Origin of the sequence: Micromonospora chokoriensis (assembly GCF_900091505.1) — a bacterium.
Classification (GTDB): Bacteria; Actinomycetota; Actinomycetes; order Mycobacteriales; family Micromonosporaceae; genus Micromonospora; species Micromonospora chokoriensis.
The window spans coordinates 2,874,278-2,891,503 of the sequence record NZ_LT607409.1 but is presented as its reverse complement, the minus strand read 5'-3'; the positions used below and the strand labels follow the sequence as shown (position 1 = coordinate 2,891,503).

Sequence of the window (17,226 nt, the reverse complement as noted above, 5' to 3'; positions counted from 1 at the left end):
CATGATGGCGACGTGCGCATCGCCCACGTCAGCGACAGCCACCTCGACAACCCGGAGGGGGTGGCGACCTCGGTCGGCACCACTGTGGCGCTGCTGCGCGCCGCCGGGCACCGGGTCGTCCTGCACTGCCCGGGCCCCCTGCTGCGGCGGCACCGACGACCGGGTGAGGTGCCGTCGCTGACGGTGCCGACCCGCCCCTACCGGCTGGCAGTGCCCCGGTCACCGGACGCACCGGCGGACGTGGTGCACGTGCACACCACCGGCCCGCTCGGCGTCGCCGGTCTGCGGTGGGCCGCCGCTCGGGGCGTACCGACGGTGCTGACCTGGCACACCGACCTGATCGCGTACGCGGCGCACTACCCGGAGATCCCGATCGGGGCGGCGTACGCGGGCCTGCGGCTGGGCCTGCGCTGGCACGCGCGGGACCTGTGGGCGCTCGGGCGGCCCGGCCCTGACCGGCAGACCCGACTGGCGGAACTCGGGCGGTGCCTGCTGGCGCACACCAGTGTCCTGGTCGCGCCCTCGGCGAAGACCGCGTCGATGATGGCGGCCATGGCGGGGCGTACCCCGATCGTGGTCCTGCCGACCCCGGCCGCCGCGCCGCGCGCCGACGCCGACGACCGGCGGCGGTTGCGGGCCCGGCTGGGCATCCCGACGGACGCGCTGGTCCTGCTGGCGGTGGGCCGGGCCACGCCGGAGAAGAACCCGGAGCTGCTGCTCGCCGCCTTCGCCCAGGTCCGCGAGACGTTGCCGGCGGCCCACCTGGTGCTGCTGGGTGCCCGACGGCACCGGCTCGCGATCCGGCGGGCGGCCCACCGGTACGGGGTCGCCGGCGCGTTGCGCCTGCTGCGCCCGGTGCCGCACGACCGGGTCGGCGCCCACTACCGGGCGGCGGACGTGCTCGCGTTCACCTCCACCACCGACACGCAGGGCCTGGTGCTCGCCGAAGCCGAGGCGTACGGACTGCCGGTGGCCATGGTGGACACCGCGCTGGTCCGGCGGCCGGGCACCGGCACCACCCGTCCGGTCGCCGAGCCCACCGCCGCCGCGTACGGCGCGTTGCTGACCCGGCTGTTGACCGACGGCGAGCTGCGCGCGGAGGTGATCCGGGACGGCCGGGCGGCGGTAGCGGCCTGGTCCGGGGAGCGCTACCTGGCCGAGCTGGTCAGGCTGTACGCGGCACTGCCCGGCCCGGTGGAGGCGACGCCGTGACGGACCAACCTGACCGGGTGCTGCGGGTGGGCACCGCGGCGGTGGTGGCCGTCGGGCTGGTCCTCGCCCTGGTCGCCGCCCGTGACGAGCCGGTCGAACTGCTCTTCTACTTCACCGTGCAGGTCGACCTGGCCTACCTGGTGGTGCTGCTGGCCGGGGGCGGTGACCGGCTACGTACCGCGCTCACCGTCTACCTCGTCGGCACCGCGGTGGTCTTCGTCCTGGTGCTGGCCAACCCGTGGAGCCGCTACGCCATGGTGGCGAACGCCGACGCCCGAGGGACGATCTCCGACGCCGGCAACCTGCTGCTGCACGTCGTGGCACCGCCGCTGGCCGCCGCCCACTGGCTCGTCCGTCGACCCCGGGTCGCGCTGCGCCCGGCGTACGCGGTCAGCCTGCTCGGCTATCCGCTGGTGTGGCTGACGGTCATCCTGGTCCGGGGTGCCCTCGGCGGGGCCGAGGACCGCTACCTGTACCCGTTCCTCGACGTGCCTCGACTCGGCTATCCCACTGTCGTCCTCAACGCCGTGCTCTTCGCCGTCAGCCTGCTCGTGATCGCCCTGACCGCCGTACACCTGACCCGACGTCACGCGCGATGAGGCGACGGCCGGTCAGGGTGCCGCGAACGCCGACGCCAGCTGGCCCGCCAGTTGCGCCAGGTCGTGCAGGCGCAGGTTGCCGTCGAGGCCCTTCAACGCGGCGGTCAGCGCCCCGGCCGCCCGCCCGGCGCGCAGGCCGACCTCGGCGTCCTCGACAACCAGACACCGCGCCACGGGTACGCCCAGCAGCGCCGCGGCCCGCAGGTAGCCCTCCGGATCCGGCTTGCCGACGCGCACATCCTCGACGGTGACCCGCGTCCGAGTCGACCAGGGTGCCGTCCATGTCGAACAGCACCGCGCCGATGCCCGCCAGTTCCACGCCCACGCTCCCCCTGTTGCTCGCACCGCGAGGATAGGTCCTCAACCATCCGCCGTACGGCCGGCGTTCTTCTCACCGAGGGGGTGGGCATGACCGAGACGTTCCACGAGTTCGTGGTGCAGCGTTCGCCGGCCCTGTCCCGGACCGCCTATCTCCTCACCGGCGACCACCAGCTCGCCGAAGACCTCGTGCAGACCGCCCTGGCGCGCACCTACCGTCACTGGCGACGCATCCGCGACGGCGACCCGGAGGCGTACGTCCGCCGCGTCATGTACCACCAGCAGGTCTCCTGGTGGCGACGCCGACGCCTCACGCGCTGCGCCGACTCCGAGCCGTCGCTCCCGACCTGCTCGACGCCGCCCCGGAGAGGAGCACACCATGACCGACCGGCTCCGCGACGCGCTCCGCAGCGCCGCCGAGGACGTGCCCTCCTACCGGGTGTACGAGCGCGCTCTCGCCACCGCCCGCCGCGACCGTCTACGCCGCGTGGGCGCCGGTGTCGCGGCGTCGGTGCTGCTGGCGGTGGCCGGGGTGGTGGTGCCGCTGACCCGTACCCCCGGCGTCGATCCGGCCGCCACCGCGAACGCCGCGCTGCCCGACCACATCGCCCTGCCGCCGCTCGGCACGCTGCACGTCACCGACCGCCCCCGGCTCGGTCCCGCGTCGGTCGTCTTCGACGGGCCCGCACCGCGTCTGCACGGGTGGAACGACGTGAACATCGTCGGGGTGGTCGGCGCGGACTCGGACCGCTACCGGATCATGCGGATCGGCGGGGAGGCCCTTGCGGGCAGGACGGTGCACCTCTCCCCCGACGGCAGGTACCTGGCCCGGCCGGACGGAGCCCAGGACGATCCCCCGGGTGTCGAGGTCGTCGACCTGGTCACCGGGCGGACCCAGCGGCTCGCGTCGCCGGTGGACCGCAGTGTCTGGAGCACACCTGTCGGCTGGTCCGCCGACGGCGGGTCGTTGGTGGTCAGCGACGAGGTGCCGGTCGCGTTCGACGGGGCCACCTACACCACGGTGCTGAGTGCGGTGACGGTCGCCGGTGAACGGTGGACCAGGTTGGCCGCCGGCGCACAGGAGGCCAACGTCGGCTCGACCGTCGCCGCCGCCCCGGGTCGGATCGCCTACCAGTACGGCCGCACCGTCGCCGTGACCGATCTGACCGGCCGGGAACTCTCCTCGTTCGCCCTGCCCGACGAGACGTGGCTGGCCGGAAAGGGCGCGTGGCGACCGGACGGCACCAACCTGACGCTGGCCACCCGTGGGGCGGACACCGGGTGGACCCTGCGCCAGGTCGACCCGACCAGCGGCCGGGACGTCGGTCCGCTCCGGCTGCCCGCCGTGTCCGGGGCCGTTGCCGTCCGGCTGCTCGGCTGGGCACCGGACGGGTCGGCGCTGGTCGCGGCCTACCTGCCGGACCCCGCCGCCCCCGACCTGCCGTTGGAGGAGCAGTCGAACCCACCCATGAGCGACCAGCGCCTGCGCACCGTGCGGGTGCTGGCGCTGACGCCCGGTGCCACCGCGCCGCGCACCGTGCTGACCGCACCGGACCAGGTGATCGCCGTCGACGTCGCCGACCAGGTGATCCGCAACGGACGCGTCCGCGACGCGCAGCCACCAGGCGGTGTGGGCGGGCGGTTCTGGTTCTGGACGGGTCTCCTCACGGTGCTGGTCACCGTCGGCCTGCTGTACGTGAGCCGCCAGAGGATCGCGCTGTGGCGCGACGATCGGCGGGTCAGGCGGGCGCGTCGAACCGGCGGGTGAGAGGGCGTCACTCGCCCCCGTGCAACACCGGGCGTACCGCGTCGACGAACGAGAGGCGGCGTTTGGTACGTACCTCGATGGCCGTCAGCCAGCGCTCCCGGTGCCGGTCGCGCAGCGGAACGGTCGCCTCCCCCGGCTCGCCGCCGAGCCGGCGCTGGTCGGCGTACTCAGTGGTGAGGCTGGTCAGCACCGACCGGGCCACCGAATCCACAGCCGCCGGGCCCTCCAACAACACCAGGTTGTACGCCTCGTCCACGGCGCGCATCGCCGCGTACGCCTCGTCGTAGCCGGTCACCGGCTCACCCCCGCCGGCGTCGAGCCACCGCCGGTCCAACTGCCGGTACGCCTGGTCGCAGGCGCTCAGGAACCCGACGTACGCGTCCCGGCGAAGCTCGTCCCGGCGTGTCGCCCGGCGCTCGGCGCTCTCCTGCCGGGCGACGGTGAGCTGGTGGGCCAGTTGCCGACGGGTGCTGAGCGCGCCGACCAGCCCGGTCAGGGCGGCGGCGGCCACCGTGGACAGTGCGGTGATCAGCGCGACGGCGACGGTGTCCTGCACCCGCCCATCATGGCGCGCCGCACCCTGATGCTGCTGTCTGCGGCACCGGTCGGTGTGATCAATGCGCCCGTCCCTTTCGGCGGAGTCGTACCCTGGTGGCCCCGCCACGCCACTGACGAAACGCACCCCGACCGAGAGAGCGAAGACCACCCCATGTGTGCCCCAGGCTTCCTGCCCGGCCGACGTCTCGGCGACACCCCGTGGTGATCCGCACGATGGTCGGTTCCGACCTCGCAGGCCCCGACCTCTACGGCCGGGAGATGCGGCTCTGGCAGTCGCTGGGGCCGACCACGTACCGTCTGCGATCCGCCTGTCTTGCCGCCTTGTTGGCCCTGGCCAGCGTGCTGGTCTTCCTGGGTGCCATGACGGTCGTCAACCAATTCGGGGGTGTGCACTACGGGCAACCGGCACGGGTGGTGGCGGGCGCCTGCCAGCAGATTGGCCCGATCAGCCGGCGGGGCTTCGGTTACTGGTGGGAATGCGATGCAGCGGTGATTGCATCCGACGGCACCGCCCGCAAGGTCCGGGTGCATTCGTCGGGCATCGTGCCGGAAGATCAGGGGTCCTCGGTCGAACTGCGTGAAACGTGCCGCACCAACGGAGATGTCACCGACTGCTCGTACGGCAAACCGATCGGGTGGCTTCTCCATGTCGGCTTGGGACTCATCGTCTGTCTGGGTTGGCTGGCACTGGCCTTCGGCGCCGCCGGGGTCGTGATGTTCCTGACCCGGGCGCTCCTCGGCGCGCCCCGGTACCTGCGCTTTCGCGGCCACGTCATCCGACCCCGGAAATGATCTTCCTCGGGGCGGATTCGCGCTGGTGATGAAGGGTGGGCGCGGCAGGTTTCGAACCTGCGACCCCTCGCTTGTAAGGCGAGTGCTCTCCCACTGAGCTACGCGCCCGGATCGCCCGTGCGGCGGGCCGGTGGCTGGCAAGCTTACCCTGCCCGCTGCCGACCCGGGCGCACGGCGTACCCCGGGTCAGGCTGTCGCTTCGGCGATGGCCTTGCGCCAGGCCAGTTGGTCGCGGGCCTCGCCCGGGCCGTTCATCTCGGCGAAGCGGACCACGCCGGCCTGGTCGATGACGAAGGTGCCCCGGTTGGCGAAGCCGGCGGTGTCGTTGAAGACCCCGTACGCCTGGGCGACGCCGCCGTGCGGCCAGAAGTCGGCCAGCATGGGGAACCGGTAGCCCTCGCGGTCGGCCCAGACCTTGTGGCTGTAGACCGAGTCGACGCTGACGGTCAGCACCTGGACGTCGTCGTTCGCGTACTCGTCGAGGTTGTCCTGCACCTCCCGCAGCTCGCCCTGGCAGGTGCCGGTGAACGCGAGCGGGTAGAAGACCAGCAGGACCGCCCGCCTGCCCCGGAAGTCGGAGAGCCGGACCTCCTGGTTGTTCTGGTCCTTCAGCACGAAGTCGGGCGCCTCGGCGCCAACCTCGACGGGCATGCGAACCCTCCTCAGCTCGGTCAGGGAGACGGCACCAGCCTGCCGCCCGGCGGTGCGGACCGCCGGGCGCGCGAAGCGGCGTGGGCTACTTCTTGGCCTTGGCCCCTCGGCGCAGCACCAGGCGGGCTCCGCTCCAGTCCCGACCGGCGTTGACGGTCGAGGTCTGCTGGAGGCCTGCGGTGGGCGCGGACTCCGCGACCTCGCTCGGCTCGACGTGCCCGTCACGCCCCGCCTTCGGGGTGAGCAGCCACACGACGCCGTTGTCGGCCAGCGGGCCGAGGGCGTCGACGAGAAGCTCGAAGAGGTCACCGTCGCCGTCCCGGTACCAGACCAGCACCGCGTCGACCACCTCGTCGGTGTCCTCGTCGACCAGATCTCCACAGCGGTCGGTCAGGGCGTCCCGGAGATCCTGGTCGACGTCGTCGTCGTACCCCATCTCCATGACGACCATCCCCGGTTCGATCCCGAACCGGTCCGCCAGGCTGCGTACCCCGTCGGCGGCCTGACCAGCGGTCGCGCTCACTGTCGCGTGCCTCCTCATCTCGTCCCTGCTCGCGGCGTCGGTGCGACGCCGTCAGGCAAAGTCCACACAGTTGTGCCTCCCCGCGCAAGTGGCGCACCGGGTGGAACGGAATTTACCGTGCCAGCAGCGTACGGGCACCGTCGGTAATGGCGTCCGTGGAGACCAGAACGTGACGCGCTGCCGGACCCAATGGTACAAACGAGTCAACTCCGGCTACTCGACGCGCTGCGCCGACATATCCGGCGTCGACCAGCGCGGCGATCACTCCCTCGCCGACCCCGCCGGACCGGCGGGTCTCGTCCACCACCAGCACCCGGCCCGTCGCCGAGGACTCGCGGATGATGTCGGCCACCGGCAGCGGGGCCAGCCAGCGCAGGTCCACGACCCGGGTGCCGACCCCCTCCTCGGCGAGGACGGCAGCGGCCTGCAGCGACATCCGCACGCCGTTACCGAAGGTGATGATGGTCAGGTCGTCCGCCGAGCCGACCCGGTAGGCCCGGGCCCGGCCGATCGGCACGTGCCCGGCGACCCACGCCCCCGGCTCCGGATAGCCGGCCAGCCACTCCCCGTCGCCGTCGGCGTACAGGTCACGGGTGTGGTAGAGCGCGATCGGCTCCAGGAACACGCACACGCTGCCGTCCACCGCCGCGCTGGCCAGGCAGGTCCGCAGCATGGGCGCGGCGTCGTCCGGCCGCGCCGGCACCGCGACCACCAGACCCGGCACATCCCGGAGTACGGCCACCGAGTTGTCGTTGTGGAAGTGCCCGCCGAACCCCTCCTGGTACGCCAACCCGGCCACCCGGACGACCATCGGGTTACGGAACGCCCCCTGCGAGAAGAACCGCATGGTGGCCGCCTCACCGCGCAGCTGGTCCTCGGCGTTGTGCAGGTACGCCAGGTATTGGATCTCCGGCACCGGCAGCATCCCGGCCAGCCCCGCGCCCAGCCCCAACCCCAGCACCGACGTCTCGTCGAGCAGGGTGTCGAACACCCGGGCCGGCCCGAAACGGTCCCGCAGTCCCTTCGTCACCCCGTACACGCCACCCTTGGCGGCCACGTCCTCACCGAACACCGCCATCTGCGGATGGTCGAGCATCCCGTCGGCGAGCGCCGCGTTGATGCTCTGCGCCAGGGTCAGCGGGCCGGTCAGCTCCGGCGGCTTGCCGCCGAACGCCTCCGCCCGGGCGCCCGCGCCCGGGCCGCTGGCCCGCGCCGCGGCGTCGGCCACCGCGCGCGCCACCCGCACCGGGCGGCGGGGCGCCAGCGCCGACACCACGTCGGCCGCCGACGCCAGCTTCGGCTCGCCCAGCACCTCCTCGGCCAGCCGGCGTACCTGCCAGCCGGTCTCGTCGTACCGGGCCAGCAGCTCCTCGCCGGTCGCCACCCCCGCGTCGACGAGCAGGCGCGCGGTGGCGGCCACCGGATCGCGGTCCAGGTCCTCGGCCAGCTCGGCCGGGCTGCGGTACGCCGACTCCGCGTCCGCCCCGGCGTGCCCCATCAGCCGGACGGTGCGCAGGTGCAGCACCGCCGGACGCCGGGTGCGGCGCACCCAGGCGGCGGCCTCCGCCGCCACCGCGTACGCCCGCACGGGGTCGGCCCCGTCCGCGCTGACGTAGCGGATGCCCGGCTTGGCCCGCAGGGTGGCCTCGACCCAGCCCTCCGGTGACCGGACGCTGATGCCCAGCCCGTTGTCCTCGCAGACGAAGAGCACCGGGATACGCAGGCCGGCGTGGTCGTACCACCCGGCGGTGTTGAAGGCGGCGGTGGCGCTGGCGTGGTTGATGGAGGCGTCGCCGAACGAGCAGACGACTATCGCGTCCGGCGGCCACGGGAGGTGTGTCGCGCCCGTGTCGCTGCCGACCCGCACCCCGGCTCCGGTACGCCGCCCGGCGCTGTCCAGCCGGCGCAGCCGTTCCACGGCCAGCCCCATCCCGACCGCGCGCGGCAGATGCGAGGCGATGGTGGAGGTCGTCGGCACAACAGCCAGGTCGGCCCGGCCGAACACCTTGTGCCGGCCACCGGCGATCGGCTCCTCGCTGGAGGCGACCATCCCGCGCAGCACGTCCCGGGCCGCATCCGCGTACGCGCCGAACCCGCCTGCCGGTGCGGGTTCGGGCCGCAACGGATCAGGATCGGCGGTCGAGTCGGCGTCGGTCGACGCGGGATCGCCGCCGGCCCGCCGGTCGCTGCCCGCCGTTGGATCGGCATCCGACCCCGGGTCGCCGGTCGGCTCTGGATCGGCGCCGGAGTCCGGCTCGCCCGACGGCGGCAGCGCGGCGGCGGAGTTCGGCTCGCCCGACGGCGGCAGCGCGGCGGCGGAGTTCGGCTCGCCCGACGGCGGCAGCGCGGCGGCGGAGTTCGGCTCGCCCGACGGCGGCAGCACGGCGGCGGAGTTCGGCTCGCCCGACGGCGGCAGCGCGGCGGCGGCCTGGGCGGCGCGGAGGCAGTAGAAGGCACCGGAGCGGTAGTGCAGCAACGCCGGATCCGTGGGGCGCAGCGCGGCGGCGACCGCGGCGTTGCCCTCGTGCCCGGCGGAGCCGATGGTGTAGAAACCCTCCCCGAAGCTGCGCAGCCAGCGCCCGGCCAGGTCGAGCTGCCGGCTGGTCACCTGCGCGTCGAACAGATCGAGCACCTGCGCGCCGGTCAACGGGGCATCGTCGGTGATCGGGTCAGCGGGGTCGCGCCGACGCTCCGCGGCGGGCAGCGCCGCCAGCGTCTCCCGGAACCGGTCGTCGAGGTCTTGCGGGGTGGTCACGTCGCACAGCATTACCGACGGAAGGCCGCCTCGCCCAGTGGGACACGGCCGTCCCGGGCCGACTCACTCCGGACCGCAGGGCTCCGAACAACCGTCGTCTGACGCCTTCCAGACCAGGTCACGAAGGGTGCGCAGCTCTTCGTCGGTCAGCCCGGACAGGAGTCGGGAGTCGGACATCACCATGGTCACCCGGTCGCGCTCGACGCGGCCCTTCTCGGTCACCACCAACGTCTTCTGCCGGCGGTCCGCCGGGTCGGTGCGTCGTTCCACCAACCCGGCCTGTTCCAGCTTGTCGACGAGCACCGTCACGTTCGACCGGTCGCAGCCCAGTTGGCCGGCGAGATCACGAGCCGGCAGCGGGCGGTCCGGGTCCAGTTGGTGCAACGCCCGCGCCGCCGCCGGGGTGAGCCCCAACTCGGCGAATGCGGCACCCTGCCGGTGTCGCACGGCATCGCTGACGTGGGCCATCCGGCGCAGCACATCGGCGGCGAGACCAGCCCGATCCACCGGTCCACCTGCTACGGAACCCACCTCCTGCGGCACCGCCACATCGTACGCACCGGGTCCGCCCGGTCGGCTCAACGTTCGCTCGCCCCGTTCGAAACCCGCGCTGGTCACGATCCACGCCCGTCAAGACCCGCGCATCATCGGGGACAGTGCTGCCTCAGCTCGCGTCGAGGCAGCACTGTCGGGGATGTTGCGCGGATCTTGAGGCCGGGGGGTGGGGTGAGGCGGGCGCGGGGGGCGGTCAGCCCGGGAGGAAGGAGAAGCGGACCTGTCGGGTCGGGTTGTCGCCGTTGGTGTCGACGAGGCAGATCGACTGCCAGGTGCCGAGCGACAGACGGCCGGCCAGCACCGGCAGCGTGGCGTACGGCGGGACGAACGCCGGTAGTACGTGGTCGCGGCCGTGGCCGGGCGAGCCGTGCCGGTGCCGCCACCGGTCCTGGGTCGGTAGCAGGTCGTCCAACGCGCTGAGCAGGTCGTCGTCGGATCCCGAACCGGTCTCGATGATCGCCAGGCCGGCGGTGGCGTGCGGCACGAAGACGTGCAGGAGTCCGTCGCCCGCACCGGAGACGAACTGCTGGGCCTCCGCGGTGATGTCGCGGACGGCCGGGCGGGACCCGGTCTGGACAGTGATCACGTCAGTGCGCATACGTCGCATTCTGCCGCAACGGGAGGTCAGGAACCGCCGCCACCGCCCCCGGAGTCCCCACCGCCGCCGGAGGAACCACCACCCCCGAAGTCACCGCCGGAGTAACCGCCGCCGCCGGAGTCGCCGTCGCCGCCGCGGGACCAGTCCGAGCCGCCCGAGTCGCCGTAGTACGTCGCGGGGGTGCTGGTGTCGGCGTACCGCCGGCGCGGACCGGGCACCCGACGAGGCGCGGGGCGCGGCGCGGGTGCGCGCAGCCCGCCGCGGACCTGGACCGCGCCGAACGCCATCGCTCCGACGCCGAGGATCGTGATCGGCAACGCGGCGCCGTCGCCGGCCAGGAGCACGGGCGCGGAGAGAAGCGCTCCGAGCGCGCCACCTGAAAGGATCATGCCGCCGGTTGCCACCCGCCACCCGTTCATGTCCGGCACGGTAGCGAGCCCGGGCAAGCGGGCGGTTTGGGCGGTCGTAGCGCTAAGTTACCGATGAGTACCTGTGTTCAGCATCGCGTCGGGGGCACCTAGGCGTGACGACAGGTGCCACCAGAGGGCAGGATGGCGCTAGAGACCTATCCCACACACAACCGAGGGAACGCCTGTGGCTACGGAACGCAAGCGCCCGGTGATCAGCGACGGCCTACCGAGCCAGCTTCCGGACATCGACCCTGAAGAGACAAGCGAATGGGTCGAGTCGCTTGACGGTGTCATCGACGAGCGCGGCGCCAAACGCGCCCGCTACGTGATGCTGCGCCTGCTGGAGCGGGCCCGTGAGCGCCAGGTCGGGGTTCCGCCCCTGACCACCACCGACTACATCAACACGATCCCGTCCGAACGCGAACCGTGGTTCCCGGGCGACGAGCACGTCGAGCGGCGGATCCGGGCGTACGTCCGGTGGAACGCCGCCATGCTGGTGCACCGGGCACAGCGCCCGGAGATCGGCGTCGGCGGGCACATCTCGACCTTCGCCAGCTCGGCGTCGCTCTACGAGGTGGGCTTCAACCACTTCTTCCGGGGCAAGAACCACCCGGGCGGCGGCGACCACATCTTCTACCAGGGTCACGCCTCCCCCGGCATGTACGCGCGGGCGTTCCTGGAGGGGCGGCTCAGCGAGCACCAGCTCGACGGGTTCCGCCAGGAGTTGTCGCACCCCGGCGGTGGCCTGCCGTCGTACCCGCACCCGCGGCTGATGCCGGACTTCTGGGAGTTCCCCACCGTCTCGATGGGTCTCGGCGGTCTGAACGCGATCTACCAGGCCCGGTTCAACCGGTACCTGCAGCACCGCGGCATCAAGGACACCTCGCAGCAGCACGTCTGGGCGTTCCTGGGCGACGGTGAGATGGACGAGCCGGAGACGCTCGGCGCGATCGGCGTGGCCGCCCGCGAGGAGCTGGACAACCTCACCTTCGTGATCAACTGCAACCTCCAGCGGCTGGACGGCCCGGTCCGGGGCAACGGCAAGGTCATGCAGGAGCTGGAGGCGTTCTTCCGGGGCGCCGGCTGGAACGTCATCAAGGTCGTCTGGGGCCGCGAGTGGGACCCGCTGCTCGCCGCGGACACCGACGGCGCGCTGGTCAACCTCATGAACACCACCACCGACGGCGACTACCAGACCTACAAGGCGGAGTCGGGCGCGTACGTGCGGGAGCACTTCTTCGGGCGCGACGCGCGTACCCGCAAGATGGTCGACCCGCTCAGCGACGACGAGATCTGGAACCTCAAGCGGGGTGGGCACGACTACCGCAAGCTCTACGCGGCCTACAAGGCGGCCACCGAGCACACGGGTCAGCCCACTGTCATCCTGGCGAAGACGATCAAGGGCTGGACGCTCGGCTCGCACTTCGAGGGCCGCAACGCGACCCACCAGATGAAGAAGCTGACGCTGGAGGACCTGAAGACCTTCCGCGACCGGCTCTACCTGGACATCCCGGACAAGGCGCTGGAGGACAACCCCTACCTGCCGCCGTACTACAACCCGGGTGAGAAGTCCGACGAGATCCAGTACCTGAAGGAGCGGCGCGAGCAGCTCGGCGGTTACCTGCCGTCCCGGCGGACCAGCACCAAGCGGCTGACCATCCCCGGTCCGGAGCGGTTCGCCGACGTCAAGCGCGGCTCGGGCAAGCAGAAGGTGGCCACCACGATGGCCTTCGTCCGCCTGCTCAAGGACATCATGAAGGACAAGGAGTTCGGCAAGCGCTGGGTGCCGATCATCCCGGACGAGGCCCGTACCTTCGGCCTCGACTCGATCTTCCCCACCGCGAAGATCTACTCGCCGCACGGCCAGCGCTACACCTCCGTCGACCGGGAGCTGTTCCTGTCGTACAAGGAGTCGACGACCGGTCAGATCCTGCACGAGGGGATCAACGAGGCCGGTTCGGTGGCCTCGTTCACGGCGGCCGGCTCGGCGTACGCCACCCACGACGAGCCGATGATCCCGATGTACATCTTCTACTCGATGTTCGGGTTCCAGCGGACCGCCGACGGGCTGTGGGCGGCGGCCGACCAGATGGCGCGGGGCTTCCTGCTCGGCGCGACCGCGGGGCGCACCACGCTCAACGGTGAGGGCCTCCAGCACGAGGACGGTCACTCGCTGCTGCTCGCCGCCACCAACCCGGCGGTGGTCGCGTACGACCCGGCGTTCTCGTTCGAGATCGCGCACATCATGGAGCAGGGTCTGCACCGGATGTACGGGGACGCGCAGGAGAACGTCTTCTACTACCTGACGGTCTACAACGAGCCGATTCTTCAGCCGGCCGAGCCGGCCGGGGTGGACGTGGAGGGCCTGCTCAAGGGCATCTACCGCTACTCCCCGGCACCTGAGGTCGACGGCCCGAAGGCCAACGTGCTCGCCTCCGGCACCGGCATGCAGTGGGCGCTCAAGGCCCAGCAGCTGCTCGCCCAGGACTGGGGGGTGGCCGCCGACGTGTGGTCGGTGACCTCCTGGACCGAGCTGCGTCGCGACGCGGTGGAGACCGAGGAGTACAACCTCCTCAACCCGGGCGCCGAGGCGAAGATCCCGTACATCCAGCAGAAGCTGGCCGACGCGGACGGCCCGAAGGTTGCGGTCAGCGACTGGATGCGGGCCGTGCCGGACCTGATCGCCCGGTGGGTGCCCGGTGACTACACGTCGCTCGGCACCGACGGCTTCGGCATGTCGGACACGCGGCACGCGCTGCGCCGGCACTTCCACGTCGACGCCGAGTCGATCGTGGTGGCCACGCTGCGGCAGCTCGCCCGCAGCGGCGCGGTGGCGGCCACCGTGCCGGCCGAGGCCGCGAAGAAGTACGCGATCGACGACGTCAACGCCGCCCCAGTCGGCGAGACCGGCGGCGACAGCTAAACCAGCACGACCAACGAGGGGCCCGGGCGCATCCGCACCCGGGCCCCTCACCACCCCCAACCCCACCCAACCCAACCCCCACCCCACCCCACCCCACCCCACCGTCGATCATGGAGTTGTGGTGGGGACGAAACGGTTATTACGCCTCGAACCAGGCACCACAAGTCCATGATTGACGCTGGTGGGGGTGGCGGCGTCGGTGCGGGTGAGGGTGGGACGGCAGCGGCGGGGGTCCGGGGTCCCTGGCGGGGATCCGGACCACCGCCGTCGCGGGTGGCGCCGGGAGGATGGGCTCTCGTCAGCCGACGGCGGCCAGGTCGGTGAGCCGGGCCAGCGAGTCCTCCAGGTCGGCGCCGACCCGGCGCAGTCCGAGGCGCAGCAGGGCCGCCTTGACCGGCCCGGCCGGCCAGCGGACCACGATGAGCCGCACGATGGTCCCGCCCTCCTCCTCGTCGGTGGTGAGCTGGACGTAGATCTCGGTGCGCGCCTCCGCCCGAGACCCGGCCCCCTTGGCCCGTTCCCGCCAGCCGATCAGCGTCGGCTCCTGGTAGGCGATCACCTCGGCCTCATGCGCCGAGCCGCGCCCCGCCTGGACCAGTTGCCGCCGTCCGAAGCCCTCCCCCGAGAGCACTTCGGCCGCGCGGACCCCCGCCAGCCAGGCCGGCAACTGCTCGGCCCGCTGGACGACATCCCAGACAACTTCAATTGGCGCCGCCACGTGCGCACTGCGTTCAACGAGGATCATTTCCGTCTTCCTCCGGTGAGGACATCCCACGATATCGGCACTCTATGCGCTAAATCGGACTTACCTGGACGGGTTCGGAAAAAGACACGCCGATCAACCATTGCGGATTGCGCCAGGCCGACCTATGGCGCATTCATCGAGAGCGCTCTAAAGTCCCGAACACGTTTCACGTTGAGCGGGAGGGCGCATGTCGACCGCACCTATGCCCCAGTTCCCCACCGGCTTCCGCTGGGGCGTCTCCACATCGGCCCACCAGATCGAGGGTGCCGCCACCGCCGACGGGCGCGGTCCGTCCATCTGGGACACGTTCGCGCGCGCGCCGGGTCGGATCGGCGACGGCAGCACGGGTGCGGTGGCCTGCGACCACTACCACCGGCACACCGAGGACGTCGCGTTGCTGGCCGGGCTGGGCGTCTCCGCGTACCGGTTCTCCATCGCCTGGCCCCGGGTGCAGCCCACCGGCACCGGCCCGGCCAACGCGCCCGGCCTGGACTTCTACGACCGCCTGGTGGACGACCTCCTGGCCGCCGACATCGACCCGGTGGCGACGCTCTACCACTGGGACCTGCCCCAACCACTCGAAGACGTCGGCGGCTGGCTACACCGCGACACGGCCGCCCGATTCGCCGACTACGCCGACCTGACCGCCGCCCGACTCGGCGACCGGGTCCGGCTCTGGATCACCCTGAACGAGCCGTTCATCCACATGAGCATGGGGTACGGGATGGGCGTACACGCCCCCGGCCGGATGCTGCTCTTCGACGCCTTTCCGGTCGCCCACCACCAACTTCTCGGGCACGGGCTCGCGGTCGCCGCGCTACGGGCCCACAGCACCAGCCCGGTGGCGATCGCCAACAACTACTCCCCGGTGCGGGTGCGCGGTGACAGCGACGCCGACCGGGCCGCCGGCGCCGCTTACGAGGCGCTGCACAACCGACTCTTCACCGATCCGCTGCTCGGGCTCGACTACCCGGAACTGCCCGGCCTCGACCTGGGCGTCGTCCGCCCCGGCGACCTCGACACCATCGCCACACCGATCGACGTCCTCGGGGTGAACTACTACAACCCCACCGGTGTACGCGCTGCCGAGGAGGGCTCACCACTCCCGTTCGACCTCGTCCCGCTGGACGACTACCCGCGTACCGCCTTCGACTGGCCGGTCGCCCCCGACGGGCTGCACGAACTGCTCGGCTGGCTCCGTGACACCTACGGCGACGCCCTGCCGCCCATCGAGATCACCGAGAACGGGTGCGCGTACGACGACGTGCCGGACCCGGACGGTCAGGTGGCCGACCCGGAGCGGATCGCGTACCTGGACGGACACCTACGGGCGGTACGGGCCGCCATCGACGACGGAGTCGACGTGCGCGGCTACTTCGTCTGGTCGCTGCTGGACAACTGGGAGTGGGCCGAGGGGTTCACCAAGCGCTTCGGTCTCGTGCACGTCGACTACGCCACCCAGACCCGTACGCCGAAGTCGTCGTACACCTGGCTGCGGGACGTCATCGCGGCCAGCCGGCCGGGGTCGGGACGGTGACCACGGTCAACCCGACGCCGGCGTCGCTGCCGGCCGCCCTCGCCGAACCGACAGTGCCGGTGCGGCGCGGCTGGATCGGGCTGATCTTCGCCGCCAACCTCGGCGTCTGGATGGCGTTCTTCACGCCGATCCAGGTGCTGCTGCCCCAGCAGATCGAGCAGATCGCGCCCGGCGACAAGGAGAACATGCTGGCCGTCGTCACCGGCCTCGGCGCTCTGGCGGCGGTGCTCGCCAACCCCCTCGCCGGCGCGTTCTCCGACCGGACCTGTCTGCGGATCGCCGGCCGCGAGTTCGGCCGCCGACACGTCTGGACCGCGGGCGGAGCGGTGCTCGGCGCGGCGGCCCTGGTGCTGCTGGCCCAGCAGCGGACCATCCTCGGGGTCGCCCTCGGCTGGGTCGCCGCCCAGGTCTGTTTTAACGCGATGCTGGCCAGCCTCACCGCCGCCATCCCAGACCGGGTGCCGGTGGCGCAGCGGGGCGGCGTCTCGGGTTGGGTGGGCATCCCGCAGGCGCTGGGGTTGGTGCTCGGCGCGGTGCTGGTCACCGCCCTGGTCACCGGCAACGCGGCCGGCTACCTGGCCATCGCCGTGGCCATCCTGCTGCTGTCGCTGCCGTTCGCACTGCTCACCCCCGACGAGCCGTTGCCGCGTACCCATCGGCCGGCGCTGCGCGCGCGGGCGCTGCTGGCCTCGATGTGGATCGACCCGCGTCGGCACCCGGACTTCGCCTGGGCCTGGATCACCCGGTTCCTGGTCCAGCTCGGCAACGCCCTGGGCACCCTCTACCTGCTGTACTTCCTCACCGACGGGGTACGCCACCCCGACCCCGAGGGCTCGCTGCTGGTGCTGATCCTGCTCTACACGCTCGGCATGATGCTGACGGCGGTGGTCGCCGGCCGGATGTCGGACCGCTCCGGGCGCCGCAAGATCTACGTGATCGCGTCCGGACTGATCATGGCGGTGGCAGCGCTGCTGCTCGCCGTCGCGCCGATCTGGCCGATGGCGATCGTCGCCGCGTTGCTGCTCGGCGCGGGCTACGGCGTCTACCTCTCGGTGGACGCCGCGCTGATCACGCAGGTGCTGCCCCGGGCCACCGACCGGGCCAAGGACCTGGGCGTCATCAACATCGCGAACTCGGCGCCGCAGGTGCTCGGCCCGGCGCTCTCCGCCCCGCTCGTGGTGTACCTGGGTGGTTACCCCACGCTCTACGCGGTCACCGCCGTGGTCACCCTGATCGGCAGCGCGCTGGTGGTCAAGATCCGCTCGGTGCCCTGAGTCAGGGG

15 protein-coding genes, 1 tRNA gene and 4 pseudogenes are annotated in these 17,226 nt (G+C 72.1%); 8 read left to right on the top strand and 12 right to left on the bottom strand.

The window, feature by feature from the left end:
• Positions 1-12: 12 nt before the first annotated feature.
• Entirely contained in the window at positions 13-1,212 is a 1,200-nt protein-coding gene (locus GA0070612_RS13730; protein ID WP_167393623.1) for a glycosyltransferase, read from the top strand.
• A complete protein-coding gene (locus GA0070612_RS13725; RefSeq protein WP_088988241.1) occupies positions 1,209-1,811 on the top strand; it encodes a Pr6Pr family membrane protein in 603 nt (200 codons plus the stop codon). The genes GA0070612_RS13730 and GA0070612_RS13725 overlap by 4 nt, the downstream gene beginning before the upstream one ends.
• 12 nt (positions 1,812-1,823) lie before the next feature.
• Here the strand turns inward: GA0070612_RS13725 and GA0070612_RS13720 are convergent.
• Together GA0070612_RS13720 and GA0070612_RS33035 are read right to left on the bottom strand one after the other, a co-directional pair.
• Positions 1,824-2,063: pseudogene (locus tag GA0070612_RS13720) on the bottom strand (HAD-IA family hydrolase); the annotation flags it as partial.
• A gap of 108 nt (positions 2,064-2,171) precedes the next feature.
• A complete protein-coding gene (locus tag GA0070612_RS33035) occupies positions 2,172-2,351 on the bottom strand; it encodes a hypothetical protein (protein WP_408630546.1) in 180 nt (59 codons plus the stop codon).
• Between GA0070612_RS33035 and GA0070612_RS13715 the strand changes: the two are divergent.
• Positions 2,265-2,501, top strand: a pseudogene (locus GA0070612_RS13715) (sigma factor); the annotation flags it as partial. The gene GA0070612_RS33035 and the pseudogene GA0070612_RS13715 sit on opposite strands and share 87 nt — an antisense overlap.
• A 7-nt stretch (positions 2,502-2,508) precedes the next feature.
• Positions 2,509-3,897, top strand: a complete 1,389-nt coding sequence (locus GA0070612_RS13710; protein WP_088988240.1) for a WD40 repeat domain-containing protein — start codon at positions 2,509-2,511, stop codon at positions 3,895-3,897.
• Between the two features lie 7 nt (positions 3,898-3,904).
• On the opposite strand, the gene GA0070612_RS13705 is transcribed toward GA0070612_RS13710, so the two are convergent.
• The gene (locus GA0070612_RS13705; RefSeq protein WP_088988239.1) at positions 3,905-4,453 is read right to left on the bottom strand and encodes a hypothetical protein; all 549 of its coding nucleotides are present in this window, start codon (positions 4,451-4,453) and stop codon (positions 3,905-3,907) included.
• Between the two features lie 200 nt (positions 4,454-4,653).
• On the opposite strand from GA0070612_RS13705, the gene GA0070612_RS13700 reads away from it, so the two are divergent.
• Complete coding sequence (locus GA0070612_RS13700) at positions 4,654-5,247, top strand: DUF6346 domain-containing protein (protein ID WP_088988238.1); 594 nt, start codon at positions 4,654-4,656, stop codon at positions 5,245-5,247.
• A gap of 36 nt (positions 5,248-5,283) precedes the next feature.
• Here the strand turns inward: GA0070612_RS13700 and GA0070612_RS13695 are convergent.
• The 8 genes and pseudogenes from GA0070612_RS13695 to GA0070612_RS32090 all read right to left on the bottom strand — a co-directional run bounded on the left by GA0070612_RS13695 (position 5,284) and on the right by GA0070612_RS32090 (position 10,748).
• Positions 5,284-5,355: transfer RNA gene (locus GA0070612_RS13695), tRNA-Val, on the bottom strand.
• A 78-nt stretch (positions 5,356-5,433) separates the two neighbouring features.
• Positions 5,434-5,898 (bottom strand): peroxiredoxin, encoded by a 465-nt coding sequence (locus GA0070612_RS13690; RefSeq protein WP_088988237.1) that lies wholly within the window; start codon positions 5,896-5,898, stop codon positions 5,434-5,436.
• A gap of 85 nt (positions 5,899-5,983) precedes the next feature.
• The gene (locus GA0070612_RS13685) at positions 5,984-6,421 is read right to left on the bottom strand and encodes a DUF3052 domain-containing protein (protein WP_007463483.1); all 438 of its coding nucleotides are present in this window, start codon (positions 6,419-6,421) and stop codon (positions 5,984-5,986) included.
• 112 nt (positions 6,422-6,533) lie between these two features.
• Positions 6,534-8,615, bottom strand: a pseudogene (locus GA0070612_RS13680) (thiamine pyrophosphate-dependent enzyme); the annotation flags it as partial.
• Positions 8,613-9,188: pseudogene (locus GA0070612_RS33030) on the bottom strand (transketolase); the annotation flags it as partial. The pseudogenes GA0070612_RS33030 and GA0070612_RS13680, both read right to left, overlap by 3 nt.
• Before the next feature lie 51 nt (positions 9,189-9,239).
• Entirely contained in the window at positions 9,240-9,644 is a 405-nt protein-coding gene (locus GA0070612_RS13675; RefSeq protein ID WP_088991485.1) for a MarR family winged helix-turn-helix transcriptional regulator, read from the bottom strand.
• 280 nt (positions 9,645-9,924) lie between these two features.
• On the bottom strand, positions 9,925-10,329 hold the full coding sequence (locus GA0070612_RS13670) for a YjbQ family protein (RefSeq protein WP_197699371.1): 405 nt from the start codon (positions 10,327-10,329) through the stop codon (positions 9,925-9,927).
• Positions 10,330-10,355: 26 nt separating this feature from the next.
• On the bottom strand, positions 10,356-10,748 hold the full coding sequence (locus GA0070612_RS32090) for a hypothetical protein (RefSeq protein WP_197699370.1): 393 nt from the start codon (positions 10,746-10,748) through the stop codon (positions 10,356-10,358).
• Between the two features lie 175 nt (positions 10,749-10,923).
• Here GA0070612_RS32090 and aceE point away from each other — a divergent pair, with 175 nt between their 5' ends.
• Positions 10,924-13,662: a pyruvate dehydrogenase (acetyl-transferring), homodimeric type gene (gene aceE, locus GA0070612_RS13660; RefSeq protein ID WP_088988233.1), complete on the top strand. Its 2,739-nt coding sequence runs from the start codon at positions 10,924-10,926 to the stop codon at positions 13,660-13,662.
• A gap of 298 nt (positions 13,663-13,960) precedes the next feature.
• On the opposite strand, the gene GA0070612_RS13655 is transcribed toward aceE, so the two are convergent.
• Complete coding sequence (locus tag GA0070612_RS13655; protein ID WP_088988232.1) at positions 13,961-14,407, bottom strand: SRPBCC family protein; 447 nt, start codon at positions 14,405-14,407, stop codon at positions 13,961-13,963.
• Positions 14,408-14,594: 187 nt separating this feature from the next.
• Here GA0070612_RS13655 and GA0070612_RS13650 point away from each other — a divergent pair, with 187 nt between their 5' ends.
• Positions 14,595-15,944: a GH1 family beta-glucosidase gene (locus tag GA0070612_RS13650; protein WP_088988231.1), complete on the top strand. Its 1,350-nt coding sequence runs from the start codon at positions 14,595-14,597 to the stop codon at positions 15,942-15,944.
• Entirely contained in the window at positions 15,941-17,218 is a 1,278-nt protein-coding gene (locus GA0070612_RS13645) for an MFS transporter (protein WP_088988230.1), read from the top strand. The genes GA0070612_RS13650 and GA0070612_RS13645 overlap by 4 nt, the downstream gene beginning before the upstream one ends.
• Positions 17,219-17,226 lie beyond the last annotated feature (8 nt).